The organism is Streptomyces sp. NPDC002776 (assembly GCF_053592195.1).
Window position 1 is genome coordinate 1 of sequence record NZ_JBSFVG010000003.1, and the last position, 12983, is coordinate 12983.

At 70.0% G+C, this 12983-nt stretch carries 13 protein-coding genes; 7 read left to right on the plus strand and 6 right to left on the minus strand.

The genetic code is table 11. The features are described from left to right. Nucleotides 1-143 precede the first annotated feature (143 nt). Entirely contained in the window at nucleotides 144-1949 is a 1806-nt protein-coding gene (gene thiC, locus ACWD11_RS07590; RefSeq protein ID WP_451281882.1) for a phosphomethylpyrimidine synthase ThiC, read from the minus strand. 253 nt (nucleotides 1950-2202) lie between these two features. On the opposite strand from thiC, the gene ACWD11_RS07595 reads away from it, so the two are divergent. Beyond that, complete coding sequence (locus ACWD11_RS07595; protein WP_389416575.1) at nucleotides 2203-3597, plus strand: YibE/F family protein; 1395 nt, start codon at nucleotides 2203-2205, stop codon at nucleotides 3595-3597. Between the two features lie 163 nt (nucleotides 3598-3760). On the opposite strand, the gene ACWD11_RS07600 is transcribed toward ACWD11_RS07595, so the two are convergent. The 4 genes from ACWD11_RS07600 to ACWD11_RS07615 all read right to left on the minus strand — a co-directional run bounded on the left by ACWD11_RS07600 (nucleotide 3761) and on the right by ACWD11_RS07615 (nucleotide 6152). Further along, nucleotides 3761-4198, minus strand: a complete 438-nt coding sequence (locus ACWD11_RS07600; protein ID WP_389416576.1) for an SsgA family sporulation/cell division regulator — start codon at nucleotides 4196-4198, stop codon at nucleotides 3761-3763. Between the two features lie 98 nt (nucleotides 4199-4296). Further along, nucleotides 4297-5100 carry an IclR family transcriptional regulator gene (locus tag ACWD11_RS07605; RefSeq protein ID WP_389416577.1) on the minus strand — a complete coding sequence of 268 codons (804 nt, stop codon included), beginning with the start codon at nucleotides 5098-5100 and terminating at the stop codon, nucleotides 4297-4299. Nucleotides 5101-5439: 339 nt separating this feature from the next. Continuing rightward, nucleotides 5440-5652, minus strand: a complete 213-nt coding sequence (locus tag ACWD11_RS07610) for a DUF5326 family protein (RefSeq protein ID WP_389416578.1) — start codon at nucleotides 5650-5652, stop codon at nucleotides 5440-5442. A gap of 182 nt (nucleotides 5653-5834) precedes the next feature. Continuing rightward, nucleotides 5835-6152, minus strand: coding sequence for a cupin domain-containing protein (locus ACWD11_RS07615; protein ID WP_250073700.1), 318 nt, complete (start codon nucleotides 6150-6152; stop codon nucleotides 5835-5837). 60 nt (nucleotides 6153-6212) lie between these two features. Between ACWD11_RS07615 and ACWD11_RS07620 the strand changes: the two genes are divergently transcribed. The 5 genes from ACWD11_RS07620 to ACWD11_RS07640 all read left to right on the plus strand — a co-directional run bounded on the left by ACWD11_RS07620 (nucleotide 6213) and on the right by ACWD11_RS07640 (nucleotide 9876). Continuing rightward, nucleotides 6213-6590: a phage holin family protein gene (locus tag ACWD11_RS07620; protein WP_389416579.1), complete on the plus strand. Its 378-nt coding sequence runs from the start codon at nucleotides 6213-6215 to the stop codon at nucleotides 6588-6590. 6 nt (nucleotides 6591-6596) lie between these two features. Continuing rightward, nucleotides 6597-7088 (plus strand): low molecular weight protein-tyrosine-phosphatase, encoded by a 492-nt coding sequence (locus ACWD11_RS07625; protein ID WP_451281885.1) that lies wholly within the window; start codon nucleotides 6597-6599, stop codon nucleotides 7086-7088. Beyond that, complete coding sequence (locus ACWD11_RS07630; protein ID WP_451281887.1) at nucleotides 7085-8206, plus strand: cystathionine gamma-lyase; 1122 nt, start codon at nucleotides 7085-7087, stop codon at nucleotides 8204-8206. Before ACWD11_RS07625 ends, ACWD11_RS07630 begins: the two co-directional genes overlap by 4 nt. 232 nt (nucleotides 8207-8438) lie before the next feature. Then, entirely contained in the window at nucleotides 8439-9344 is a 906-nt protein-coding gene (locus tag ACWD11_RS07635) for a LysR family transcriptional regulator (RefSeq protein ID WP_451281889.1), read from the plus strand. A gap of 49 nt (nucleotides 9345-9393) precedes the next feature. Then, on the plus strand, nucleotides 9394-9876 hold the full coding sequence (locus ACWD11_RS07640; protein WP_389416583.1) for an NUDIX hydrolase: 483 nt from the start codon (nucleotides 9394-9396) through the stop codon (nucleotides 9874-9876). A 2-nt stretch (nucleotides 9877-9878) separates the two neighbouring features. Here the strand turns inward: ACWD11_RS07640 and ACWD11_RS07645 are convergent, their stop codons facing one another. Continuing rightward, complete coding sequence (locus ACWD11_RS07645; RefSeq protein ID WP_451281891.1) at nucleotides 9879-11354, minus strand: globin domain-containing protein; 1476 nt, start codon at nucleotides 11352-11354, stop codon at nucleotides 9879-9881. Nucleotides 11355-12060: 706 nt separating this feature from the next. Between ACWD11_RS07645 and ACWD11_RS07650 the strand changes: the two genes are divergently transcribed. Then, nucleotides 12061-12927 (plus strand): GNAT family N-acetyltransferase, encoded by an 867-nt coding sequence (locus tag ACWD11_RS07650; RefSeq protein ID WP_451281893.1) that lies wholly within the window; start codon nucleotides 12061-12063, stop codon nucleotides 12925-12927. Nucleotides 12928-12983: the final 56 nt, after the last annotated feature.

The window sequence follows — 12983 nt, forward strand, 5'->3', positions numbered from 1 at the left end:
GCCCCCCCCTTGTCCGCCCCGCGCCGGGCTTGTGGTTTTTGGCTCTGGGGGCGCCCGTCTCCTTGTGTGTGGTGGCGTGTTGTGGCGCGGCTGTTTCACGTGAAACAGCCCGACCTCGGCCGACGTGGACCGGTTCTCGGTGCTCAGTCCGCGATCGGCAGGTACACGCGGTTGCCCGCGGCTGCGAACTCCTTGGACTTCTGGGCCATCCCGTCCTCGATCTCCCCCGCCGTGCTGCCGTGCTGCCGGCGGATGTCCTGGGAGATCTTCATCGAGCAGAACTTCGGACCGCACATGGAGCAGAAGTGGGCGGTCTTGGCCGGCTCCGCCGGGAGGGTCTCGTCGTGGAACTCCCGGGCGGTGTCCGGGTCGAGGGCCAGGTTGAACTGGTCCTCCCACCGGAACTCGAAGCGGGCGTCGGACAGGGCGTCATCCCAGTCCTGAGCGCCCGGGTGGCCCTTGGCGAGGTCGGCCGCGTGGGCGGCGATCTTGTAGGTGATGACGCCGGTCTTCACGTCGTCCCGGTTGGGCAGGCCCAGGTGCTCCTTGGGCGTGACGTAGCAGAGCATGGCCGTGCCCCACCAGGCGATCATCGCGGCACCGATGCCGGAGGTGATGTGGTCGTACGCCGGGGCGACATCCGTCGTCAGCGGGCCGAGCGTGTAGAACGGCGCCTCCTCGCAGATCTCCTGCTGAAGGTCGATGTTCTCCTTGATCTTGTGCATCGGGACATGTCCCGGGCCCTCGATCATGGTCTGGACGTTGAAGCTCTTGGCGATCCGGTTGAGTTCGCCGAGCGTCCGCAGCTCCGCGAACTGCGCCTCGTCGTTGGCGTCCGCGATCGAGCCGGGCCGCAGGCCGTCGCCGAGCGAGTACGTGACGTCGTAGGCGGCGAGGATCTCGCAGAGCTCCTCGAAGTTCTCGTACAGGAAGCTCTCCCTGTGGTGCGCGAGGCACCACGCGGCCATGATCGAACCGCCGCGGGAGACGATGCCGGTCTTGCGGTTGGCGGTCAGCGGCACATACGGCAGGCGGACGCCCGCGTGGACCGTCATGTAGTCCACGCCCTGCTCGGCCTGCTCGATGACGGTGTCCTTGTAGATCTCCCAGGTCAGTTCCTCGGCCTTGCCGTCGACCTTCTCCAGGGCCTGGTAGAGCGGCACCGTGCCGATGGGGACGGGGGAGTTGCGCAGCACCCACTCGCGGGTGGTGTGGATGTTGCGGCCGGTGGACAGATCCATGACCGTGTCGGCGCCCCACCGGGTCGCCCAGGTCATCTTCTCGACCTCCTCTTCGATGGAGGACGTCACCGCGGAGTTGCCGATATTGGCGTTCACCTTCACCAGGAACCGCTTGCCGATGATCATCGGCTCGATCTCCGGGTGGTTGACGTTCGCCGGCAGCACCGCACGTCCTGCCGCGATCTCCTCTCGGACCACTTCCGGCGCCACGTTCTCCCGGATGGCCACGTACTCCATCTCGGGCGTGATCTCGCCCCGGCGGGCGTACGCGAGCTGGGTGACCGCCTGCCCGTCCCGGCCGCGGCGCGGCAGCCGGGGGCGGCCGGGGAAGACCGCGTCGAGGTTGCGCAGCCCGCCGCGCGGTGAGGTGTGCTTGATCCCGTCGTCCTCGGGGCGGACGGGACGGCCCGCGTACTCCTCGGTGTCGCCGCGGCCGATGATCCAGTTCTCCCGCAGCGGGGAAAGTCCCCGGCGGACGTCGGTGTCGACGCCCGGATCGGTGTACGGGCCGGAGGTGTCGTACAGCGTGACGGACTGCCCGTTGGTGAGGTGCACCTGACGGACCGGCACCTGTAGATCGGGGCGCGAGCCCTCGACGTACGCCTTGTGCCAGCCGATGGACTTCCCGGCCTCATCGCTCGACGAACCGTTCGCACCGTTCGTCGTGTTCTGCGTGGAGGCAGGCGTGCGTGCGTCCTTGATGGTCATGAGACCTACTCCCTACGCCGGCATTACCCGGTAACAGGTTCGGCGGTCGACGCAGCGGCTTCCGTCTGCCGATGTTTCGTGTGCAACGTCACTCGCGTGTGGTGACGTTCCACGTGAAACATCGCTGGGACGGAGGTCAGCGCCCTCTCAGCCCGGTGCTCCGAGCTCCCGCGTGTACAAAGGTGCCCCCACGCTAGCGTCAATTCGGGCGCGGTGAACAGGGGGCCCCGGTCGTTCTTGCGATGATCGGTCGGTGACCACGACGCATGAACCCCCGTTCCCGCCCGAGCCGCCCCGCGGCCCCGGTTCCGGATCCACCGGTGGTGGTGACGGGCACGGGCACGGAAACGGCCATTCCCACAGCCATGCCCATGGCCCGGCGGCCCCGGTCTCCAAGCATCTGCGCAAGGTCATCGCGGCGATCCTCATCCCGTTCGCCGCGGCGGTCGTCGTGGGGCTCGCGGTGCTGTGGCCGGGTGGCGCGCCCTCGCACGAGCGCACGGGTGTCGGCTTCGACCGTCAGACCCAGCAGGCCACCGTCACCAAGGTCGAGGAGGTCAGCTGCTCCTCGGTGAACGCCTCCGGGGTTCCCCCGACCGGCGACACCTCCACCGCGGAGGGCTCCTCGGCGCAGCAGCAGGAGGACGGCACCTGCAAGAAGGCGACGATCCGCGTCGACTCCGGCAAGGACAAGGGCCGCACCTTCACCGAGATCGTCCAGCCGGACCAGTCGCGGCAGCTGCACGAGGACGAGGAGGTCGTGGTCGCCTATGAGCCCTCGGCGCCCAAGGACCTCCAGTACTCGGTCACCGACGTCAACCGCCGGATCCCGATGGCGGTGCTCGCCGGGCTCTTCGCGCTGGCCGTCGTGGCGGTGGGTCGGCTGCGCGGTGTCATGGCGCTGATCGCGCTCGCCGTCAGTTTCCTGGTGCTGACCCTCTTCATCCTGCCCGCCATCCTCCAGGGATCGAACCCGCTGGTCGTGGCGGTGGTCGGGTCGAGCGCCATCATGCTGATCGCCCTCTACATGTGCCATGGCCTGTCGGCCCGGACGTCCGTGGCGGTTCTCGGGACGCTGATCTCGTTGCTGCTGATCGGCATCCTCGGCTCGGTCTTCATCGACTGGGCCGCCCTCACCGGCAACACGGACGACAACACCGGTCTGATCCACGGGCTGTACCCGGAGATCGACATGAGCGGTCTGCTGCTCGCCGGCATCATCATCGGTTCCCTCGGTGTCCTCGACGACGTGACGGTCACCCAGACCTCGGCCGTCTGGGAGCTGCACGAGGCCAACCCGACGATGGGCTGGCGGGGTCTGTACCGGGCCGGCATCCGGATCGGCCGCGACCACATCGCGTCCGTCGTCAACACCCTCGTCCTGGCCTATGCGGGCGCCGCGCTGCCGCTGCTGCTGCTCTTCTCGATCGCGCAGAGCAGTGTGGGCACGGTCGCCAACAGTGAGCTGGTCGCGGAGGAGATCGTGCGCACCCTGGTCGGTTCGATCGGCCTGGTCGCCTCGGTCCCGGTCACCACGGCCCTGGCCGCGCTGATGGTCGCCTCCGACCGCCCCGAGCGGGAGCCCGCCGCGGCCGGGGGACGCCCGGCTCCGGCGCGAGGGGGACGGGGGCGACGGCGGAAGCGGTGAGGCCCGGGGCCGCCGCCTGGACCTCCCGACAGTTGGGTTTCGGCTTCAACGGACGGTTGGGTTCCGGCCTCAACGGCCCGGTGCAGCGAAGAAGCGTTCCTGCACAACCCCAGGCCGCCTGCTGAAGCGTTACGGCTGTCTCCCGCCGCCCTGCCGCACCGCTTCAGCCCGCGCTCTGCTCCTCCGCCAGGATGCGGTCCAGTGCCTCGTCAAGACTGGCGTCGAAGTCGGACAGCGCACCCTCCTGGCCCAGCGGCACCAGCTTGTCGGTGCGGTCGAGGAACGCCACGAGCGGCGCCGCGGAGGAACGGAACAGCGCGTGATCGCCGCCCACCTGAAGCCGGATCAGCACATCGCCAAGCGCGTCGGGGTCGGCCGGGGAAACCCGCACATCACCCTCACCGCATGGCCGACCCACCCCGTCGATCATCAGCTCCCGCCCGAAGGCCCAGGTCACCGGCGCGTCTCCGGGCAAATGGAAGGTCAGCCGCACGGCGTAGGGATCGCAGGTCTCGTACCGCAGTTCCACCGGAATGCGGAAAGAGAGCTCCTCGGAGACGAGGAAGCTCATCATGACCTCTGCCTGTACGGACTCGTGCATCGCCTACCCCGTCATCTGCCGTGGATGTGGCCAGGAATGGTTCCCCGACACAGAGGAATCTTGCTGAACGTACACGGGAGATCACAAGGAGTGAGTTTTCAGATACTGATAGAGATCGCCAGCGACCCGAGATGCCGTCCGATCTCGCTCTGCAGTTGCCGGGCCGCGACCAGCAGCCGGTCGGCCTGGTGGGCCGGGAGAGAGATGGCCATCGTCGCCGCCGTGGTACCGACGGTGATCGGAATCGCGGCGCACACCGTTCCCAGCGCGTACTCCTGACGCTCGGTCACCATCTCCATCCGGTCCATCCGGTCCAGCCGGCGCAGCAGCGTGTGGTCGTCGCGCACGGTGTACGGGGTGATGGGCTGCACGGGATAGCGCTCCAGATGGTCGCGGCGGGTGGCCTCGTCCACCTGGGCCAGCAGACACTGCCCGATGGCGTGCGCGTGCCCGGTCTCCCGGAAGTCGGCCCACTCCTCGACCGCGGGGTTGCCCGGGGTGTCGGAGACGCACATGACCTCGATCTCGCCGTCCCGGTACACCGCGTAGTACACGGGCACCCCGATGGCGTCCCGCCAGTGCGCGAGTGCGTCGGCGACCGAGCTGCGACGTTTCTGCTGGGCTCCGCTGGTGCCCAGCCGCTCGGCTGCCTCTCCGAGGAAGAACAGGCCCTTGTCCCGGCGGAGATAGCCCTCGTGGACGAGGGTGCGCAGCAGGTGGTACGCGGTGGGCAGCGCCAGGCCGTTCTCCCGGGCCAGCTGCTTGGCGGGGGCGCCGTGCTCGTGCTCGGCGACGGATTCCAGCAGGCGCATGGCGCGCTGGACGGATCCGATGAGGGTCGCGGAGTGGGCGGCGCTCGCCGGATCGGGCGGATTCCCGGAGCGCTCGGGCGTCGGCTGCACCGGGGGCCGGGCGCGGGTCCCGGCGCCGGGGTGGGGGGCCCGGTCGGGTGCGCGGCCTGTGGGGTTGTGGGTTGTGGGGGTGTGGACTGTGGGGTTGCGGACTGTCGGGTTTTCGGAGGGTGCGGTGTCAACCGTGGCCAAGGGTCACTCCCGAAGCGCGAGGGGGCAGCCCGTGCGGGGAACACGGGTGGGGGTGTACGCCGCTCGCGGGGTCGTCCCCGCGTCGATTTCCGGACTCTATTCGTCCGTCACCGCTCGCAGACGGCCTGCCAGGGAAACTTCCCTCGGCCGAGGGAACCAGTGCTTCTGGTTACCGCTCGCCCGGTGCACGTGGGCCCGTCAGAAGTCGCTCCGCGAGGAAGCGCTCGACGTGAACTTCCGTACGACGTAAATGAGTCCGCCGACCAGGGCCACGAAGACCAGCACCTTGAACAGCAGCCCGATGACGAAGCCGACGATGTTCGCTATCAGCCCGCCGAACACCACCAGGGCGATGACCGGTACCGCGATCCACTTCACCCACCACGGCAGTCCCGCGAAGATCTCACCCATCGCCCTCGTCCTTACCTCTCCGCCCGTCACTGTGCCGGGTCCGGTAGGACGGCCCGCGCTGCGCGGGCGAGCCGTCTCGTCTTGCCTGCCTTCGATGCTAGGGGCGCGGAGGGCTCCGGCGGGGGCCTCGCGCCCCCTGTCCTCCCCTGATCGATCCCCTAGGGAATCCGGGGGTCGGACCCTCAGCTCTCAGGCGGAGAGAACACCACGAGCACCCGCAGGTCCTCGCTGATGTGGTGGAACTTGTGGGCCACGCCGGCCGGCACGTACACCACGCTGCCGCGCGCCACCTGGGTGGTCTCCAGGCCGACCGTGATCGCGGCCCGGCCGCTCACGACGAAGTAGACCTCGTCCTGCTGGTGCGGCTGCTGGGGATCGTGATCGCCCGCGTCGAGCGCGTACAGACCGACCGACATGTTCCGCTCACGCAGAAACTGCAGGTAGGCGCCGTCATTGGCGGCGCGTTCCGCCTCCAGTTCATCCAGCCGGAATGCCTTCATCGCTCTTGCCCGCCCTCGTCACACTGCTCGCAGCTGATCTCGTCTGCCACGATCAGACACATGAAGAATTTCGTAGTCAAGACGATCGCCAACGCGGGTGCCCTGGCGGTCGCCGTATGGCTGCTGGACAAGATCACTCTCACCGGCGACAGCACCGGCAAGAAGGTCGGCACCCTGATCCTGGTCGCGCTGATCTTCGGCGTGGTCAACGTCCTGGTGAAGCCGGTCGTCAGCCTGCTGAGCCTGCCGCTGCTCATCCTCACGCTCGGCCTGTTCACCCTGGTCGTCAACGCGCTGATGCTGCTGCTGACCTCCTGGCTCGCCGACACCGTCGACCTGAGCTTCCATGTCGAGGGCTTCTGGACCGCCGTTCTCGGTGGCCTGATCATCTCGGTCGTCTCCTGGGCGCTCAACGTCGTCCTGCCCGACGGGGACTGAGCGCCGATGACCTACCGCGTCTGCTTCGTGTGCACCGGCAACATCTGCCGCTCCCCGATGGCCGAGTCCGTCTTCCGCGCGCGGGTGGCCGAGGCCGGGCTCGACGGCCTGATCGACATCGACAGCGCCGGCACGGGCGGCTGGCACGAGGGGGACCCGGCCGACCCGCGCACGGTCGCGGTCCTGGAGCTGCACGGCTACGACAGCAGCCATATCGCCCGGCAGTTCCAGGCGTCCTGGTTCGCCCGTCTGGATCTGGTCGTGGCGCTTGACGAGAGCCACCTCAAGGCGCTGCGCCGGCTGGCTCCCACCGAGCAGGACGCGGCGAAAGTGCGGCTGCTGCGCTCCTACGGCCCCGCTGCCGGCGACGACCTCGACGTACCCGACCCGTACTACGGGGGCGCGGGGGGCTTCGAGGAGTGCCTGGCGATGGTCGAGGCGGCGAGCGGCGGTCTGCTGGACGCGGTGCGCCAGGAGACCGGGGAGCGGGCGGCGTGAGCGCCGCCGGGAGCCCGGGAGACGGCACGCGCGCGGTGCGCGCCGGACTGCCCGAGCCGGTCAAGCACGAGCCCACCCTGCCCGGTCCGGTGTTCGCCGCGCACTTCCATCTGCCGGGCGACCCCACCGGCCCGTACACCTACGGCCGCGACGAGAACCCCACCTGGACCCATCTGGAGCGGGCCATCGGGGAGCTGGAGGCGCCGGACGAGGACGGCGTCGAGACGCTGGTGTTCGCCTCCGGCATGGCCGCCGTCTCCGCGGTGCTGTTCTCCCAGCTGCGCGCCGGGGACACGGTCGTGCTGCCCAGCGACGGCTACCAGGCGCTGCCCCTGGTACGCGACCAGCTGAGGGCGTACGGCATCGAGGTGCGCACCGCGCCGACCGGCGGCGACGCTCAGCTCGACGTCCTCGACGGCGCCCGGCTGCTGTGGCTGGAGACGCCCTCCAATCCCGGCCTGGACGTCTGCGACATCCGGCGCCTTGTCGAGGCGGCACACGCGCGTGGCGCCCTCGTGGCCGTCGACAACACCCTCGCCACGCCCTTGGGGCAGCGCCCGCTGGAGCTCGGCGCCGACTTCTCGGTGGCGAGCGGCACCAAGCAGCTCACCGGGCACGGTGACATCCTGCTCGGCTACGTCTGCGGACGCGCCGGCGAGGCGATGACCGCCGTCCGCCGCTGGCGCAAGATCGTCGGCGCGATTCCGGGCCCCATGGAGGCGTGGCTCGCCCACCGCTCCCTCGCCACGCTCCAGTTGCGCGTGCTCCGGCAGAACGCCACCGCCCTGGCGGTCGCCGAGGCGCTGCGCGACTGGCCCGAGGAGCTGGGGGTGCGCTACCCGGGGCTGCCGGCCGACCCCTCCCACCCGACCGCGGCCCGGCAGATGCGGGGCTATGGGTGCGTGGTCTCCTTCACGCTCCCCACGCGTGCGCGTGCCGACCGTTTCCTCGACGCGCTACGGCTCGTGGACGACGCGACCAGCTTCGGCGGCGTGCGGTCCACGGCCGAGCGGCGCGGGCGCTGGGGCGGGGACGCGGTGCCGGAGGGCTTCATCCGGCTGTCGGTGGGTGCCGAGGACGCCGGGGACCTGGTGGCGGATGTGCTGCGCGCGCTGTAGGAGTCGGCGCGCTGAGCGCCTCGGCGGGGCTTGCGCTACGTACAACGGACGGTCCGAGCCTCCCCCCTCGTGGCTCGGACCGTCCTCGGTTCCGCGCGCGAAGAACCGCGCGAACAAGGCTAGTTGACTGTGTGTCAGTGTCCAATCACAGTAGCGACACAGGCCTATCGACATATTTATAGTTGGGCCCGGCCGGGGGGCTTGAGGAGGGCTGAACAGGGGAGGGTGGGGCATGGACTTGGCCTTGTTGCGCACCTTCGTGACCGTGCACCGGGCCGGTTCCTTCACCCGCGCCGCCGCCCTGCTCGGGCTGTCCCAGCCCGCCGTGACCTCCCAGATACGCACCCTCGAACGGCAGCTGGGCCGCCCCCTGTTCCTCCGGCAGGCGCGCGGCGTGACCCCGACGACCATCGGCGACGAACTCGCGCACAAGGCCGCCCCGCACCTGGACGCCCTGGTCGAGATCACCGAGACCGGCCTCGACGACGAGTCCTCCCTGCGCACCCTCCATCTCGCCGGACCGCCCGAGTTCACGGCCGAACGGGCCCTGCCCGCGCTGACCGAGCTCACCGGCGACGACGGCCAGGGCTTCGCGCTGCGGGCCTCCTTCGGAAACGCCGAGGAGACACTGGAAGGGCTGGCCGCCGGACATCATGATCTGGCCATCTGCACCGCCCGCCCGCGCGGCGCTCTGCTCACCGCGACTGCGCTCTGCGACGAGGAGCAGGTCCTGCTCGCCGCTCCCCGGTGGGCCGGGAGGATCTGCGCCGCACCACCGTGCCGCGGCGGAGCGACCGCACTGGAGGACGTGCCGGTGATCGAGGTGCACGAGTCGCTGCCCTTCGTCTCCCGCTACTGGGCCTCCGTCTTCGACTCCTGCCCGGCCGTGCCCGGCACCGTCATCGTCCCCGACCTACGGGCGGCCCTGGCCTGCGCGGTCGCGGGTGCCGGCCTCGCGGTGCTGCCCCGCTATCTCTGTGCGCCCGCCCTGGAGCGCGGTGACGTCGTCGCCCTGCACGAACCCGCCGTACCGCCGCTGCGGACGTATTTCCTGGTGGTGCGCACCGGGACGCTGGTGATGCCGCACATCGCGCGCGCCCATGAGTGGCTGCTGCAGGCGGCCGCCGACTGGTGCTGAGCCGCCGTCGCGATGTTTCACGTGGAACCAGCCGGGCCACATTTCTCCCATGACCGTCCGACCCGTGGTCAAGCGCACCGCCCGCGCCGTTCTGCTGGACGGTGACGACCTGATCCTGATCAAGCGCACCAAGCCGGGCATGGATCCCTACTGGCTGACGCCCGGCGGCGGGGTCGAGCCCACGGACACGACCGTGGTGGACGCCCTGCACCGCGAGGTGTACGAGGAACTCGGCGCCAAGATCGTCGATGTGGTCCCCTGCTTCGTCGACACCGTCGAGCACATCGGCGACGACGGCGGCGCGACCGGGGTGAAGGTGCAGCACTTCTTCGTCTGCCGTCTGGTGTCGATGGATACGTCCCTGCGGCACGGTCCGGAGGTCGACGAGCCGATCGGCGAGTACGAGATCGTGCGGGTGCCATTCACCCGCGTCGGCATCGCCTCCGTCCACCTCGTCCCGCTGTCGCTGCGGCACTATCTGGACGGCAACATCGAGGGCGTACGCGCCATGCACGCCCCGGACCTGGGCTGAGCTCAGCTCCCCGCGGCGACCAGTTCCTCCAGTGCGTCATGGCGGATGCGTTCCGCGGGGACACCGGTGTTCCGGAGGGCGTCCACACCGGTGCGGATCATCCCCGGCGGGCCCGAGACATAGGCGTCGTACTCGTACCAGGGTCCGAACTCCCGTATGGCGTCCGGCAACTGGACCAGCCCGTGCCGGTCCACCACGGGGCGCACCTCCAGCCACGGGTGCGCCTGCTGGAGCCTGAGCATCGTGTCGATGTCGTACAGGTCGTGGTCGCTGCGGGCGCCGTAGAACACCTCGACCGGCCGCCGCTCGCCGTGCTCGGCGACATCCTCGACCAGGGCCTTGATGGGGGCTATGCCGGTGCCGCCGCCGACGCAGAGCAGTCCGCTGTCGGTGGTGTGGTCCACGGTCATCGAGCCGGCCGGCGGGCCGAGCCGCAGGATGTCCCCGGGCCGGGCACGGTGCACCAGCGCATTGGAGACCCACCCCGCGGGGACGGCCTTCACATGGAACGACAACAGCCCGTCGGAGCGAGGCGCCGAGGCGAAGGAGTAGTGCCGCCAGATCCGCGGCCACCAGGGTGTCTCCAGGCTGGTGTACTGACCGGCGAGGAAGGGGTAGGGCTGGTCGGGGCGGACGGTGACGACCGCGACGTCGGGGGTCCGCAGCTCGTGCGCGACGACCTCCGCGTACCACCAGGCCGGGGCGCGCAGCTCGTCCGCGGCCGCCGCGTCGATCATCACCTGCGAGATGGTCGTGTACGTCCGCACCCAGGCCGCCTCCGTCTCCGCGTCCCAGACGGCGGAGGCGTACTTGCTCAGCGCGCCGATGAGGCACTCGCCCACGGCCGGATAGTGCTCGGGCCGGGTGCCGTACTTGCGGTGGCCCCGGCCCAGGTTCTGCAGATACGCGACCAGGACCTCGGTGTTGTCGATGTGCTCGGCCGCCGTGAGCAGCGCCTTGAGCAGCCGGTCCCGCTGGGTGTCCATGGCGGCCGGGAACAGGGAGCGGAGGTCGGGGTGGCGGACGAAGAGCAGCGCGTAGAAGTAGGAGGTCACCTTGTCGGCGACGGGACCGACTTCGGCCATCGTCCGGCGGACCAGTACGGCGTCGGGGGAGGCCTGCTGCGCTGCGGCGGGGCGCTGACCGGAGAGACGGGGCTCGGGCGGGGTGGGGGTGGTGGAGGGGTGGAGGGGTATCTCGGGCGCTGTGGCCTCCGGCGCTGCGGGCGGTGTGGCCTGCTGCGCTGCGGGCGCTGTGGCCTCCCGCGCTACAGGCCGTGCAGCTTCCTGCCGCGCACCCGGGGTCGCCCCGGCGTCGGCCCCCGGCCTGCTCACCGGGCGCATCGCGGCCAGCCGGTTGCCCTCGGTCGTCTCCGGCTCACTGCCCTGACTGGTCGTCGGCTGGGTGCGCGGCGTGAACCAGCCGCTGCCGCCGCCGGAAGTGCCGTTGTCGGCCGACGTGGTGGTCGGAGCGTCCATGGTGTGTGCCTCGCCTCGAACATCTTTCGGTCGGTCTGCGCACTTCCTCGGCCGGAAGGTGCCTGCTTTCCCCCGCAGACGGCTTGCTTTCCCGTTCGGTGCCCCTGGCCCGTACAGCCACATTCAAACCTGTATGCACGCTTCGTACGGACAAGTAACATAAGACTGTGATATTGGCCGCAGTCCTGTCACCGCAGCGTCCCACCGCGTGTGCCCACCCCGGCCGCATAAGCGCAATCGCGGGTCTTCGATCTCTCCGTCCCATTAGGCTGCGTTGCCCTGTTCCCGGCTCGCACGGGTCGTGTGCGGTCATTCCGGAGCCCGTCCCGGATGCGAACCGGAGTCGACCCTACCGGCCAGCGCTCCGCACACAAGTCCCCCCATCCCCCGTCACATGACGACCGGGGGTGAAGCCGTGACTTCTTTCAATTACCGGGCAGGCCGCACCAATTCATAGGGTTCCCGTCGATCCTGCTCCATGGAGTGCCGCATGGCCGGACGGGGTCGGCGGTCGTCGCCGATCGCCCCGGAGGTCGGTACGGCTGCGAACGGGCCCCTGTCCGGCCGGTCCGGCGCGAGGTGTTCGTCCATGTTTCACGTGAAACATCGTGCCCCCGGAGCCCAAGCCCATGCTGTGGGCAAAAGCTCGTACGACTCCTCGGAAACGGGTGGACGGCAAGGCCACCCGTCAGACAGCCTGACCTGCGTGTCGACACCTTCCCCCGCCGCTCTGCCCATCCGCCCCCTGACGCCGCGTGACCTCGCCGCCTGCGCCGACCTGTCCGAGAACCGGGGCTGGCCCCGGGAGGAACACAAGTGGGGCTTCCTCCTCACCGCGGGCCAGGGCTACGGCATCGACAACCCCGACGGCGGGCTCATCGGCGCCTGCGTGGTCACCGAGTACGGCCGGCCCGGGCGCCCCGATCTGGCGGCCATCGGCATGGTGCTGGTCGCCGAGCAGCACGCCCGCCGGGGCATCGGGCGTCACTTGATGCGGCACGTCCTCTCGGCCCAGGGCACCACCCCGCTGACGCTGCACGCGACGCCGAACGGCCGGCCGCTCTACGAGGAACTCGGCTTCAAGGCCACGGGCCGAGCCGAGATGCTGCGCGGCTACTTCACGCCCCGTGGCCCGGAGCCGGGGGTCCCCACGCGCGCGGCCACCGCCGAGGACCTCACCGCGATTCTCCGGCTCGACGAAGAGGTCTTCGGTTCGGACCGCACACATCTGCTCACCCGGCTGCCCGCCTTCGCCGATCAGTTGCGGGTGGCGGAGGAGGACGGCCGGATCACCGGATTCGCGGCCGCCTGGCCCAACATGGACACCCATGTCGTCGGCCCACTGATCGCCCGTGACACCCGGACCGCACAGTCCCTGATCGCCTCCCTCGCCGCGCACACCGACCGGCCCCTGCGCACCGACATCGACGTACGGCACGAAGAGCTGCTGGCCTGGGCGAAGGAGCGGGGCCTGGCATCCGTCGCCTTCAACTCGGTGATGATCTACGGCATCCCCGAGCTGCCCGGGGACTGGCAGCGGCGGTTCGCCCCTCTCACGGTGGCGGCGGGCTGAGCCACCCGGACACGACTACGCCGGTTCCCGGAGCTGTCGGGAACCGGCGGTCGTGT

Bases quoted from the DNA above. Each gene is read 5' to 3' on its own strand.
- thiC (WP_451281882.1), bottom strand. From the start codon at position 1,949: ATGACCATCAAGGACGCACGCACGCCTGCCTCCACGCAGAACACGACG.
- ACWD11_RS07600 (WP_389416576.1), bottom strand. From the start codon at position 4,198: ATGCACGAGTCCGTACAGGCAGAGGTCATGATGAGCTTCCTCGTCTCC.
- ACWD11_RS07610 (WP_389416578.1), bottom strand. From the start codon at position 5,652: ATGGGTGAGATCTTCGCGGGACTGCCGTGGTGGGTGAAGTGGATCGCG.
- ACWD11_RS07615 (WP_250073700.1), bottom strand. From the start codon at position 6,152: ATGAAGGCATTCCGGCTGGATGAACTGGAGGCGGAACGCGCCGCCAAT.
- ACWD11_RS07620 (WP_389416579.1), top strand. From the start codon at position 6,213: ATGAAGAATTTCGTAGTCAAGACGATCGCCAACGCGGGTGCCCTGGCG.
- ACWD11_RS07625 (WP_451281885.1), top strand. From the start codon at position 6,597: ATGACCTACCGCGTCTGCTTCGTGTGCACCGGCAACATCTGCCGCTCC.
- ACWD11_RS07635 (WP_451281889.1), top strand. From the start codon at position 8,439: ATGGACTTGGCCTTGTTGCGCACCTTCGTGACCGTGCACCGGGCCGGT.
- ACWD11_RS07640 (WP_389416583.1), top strand. From the start codon at position 9,394: ATGACCGTCCGACCCGTGGTCAAGCGCACCGCCCGCGCCGTTCTGCTG.
- ACWD11_RS07645 (WP_451281891.1), bottom strand. From the start codon at position 11,354: ATGGACGCTCCGACCACCACGTCGGCCGACAACGGCACTTCCGGCGGC.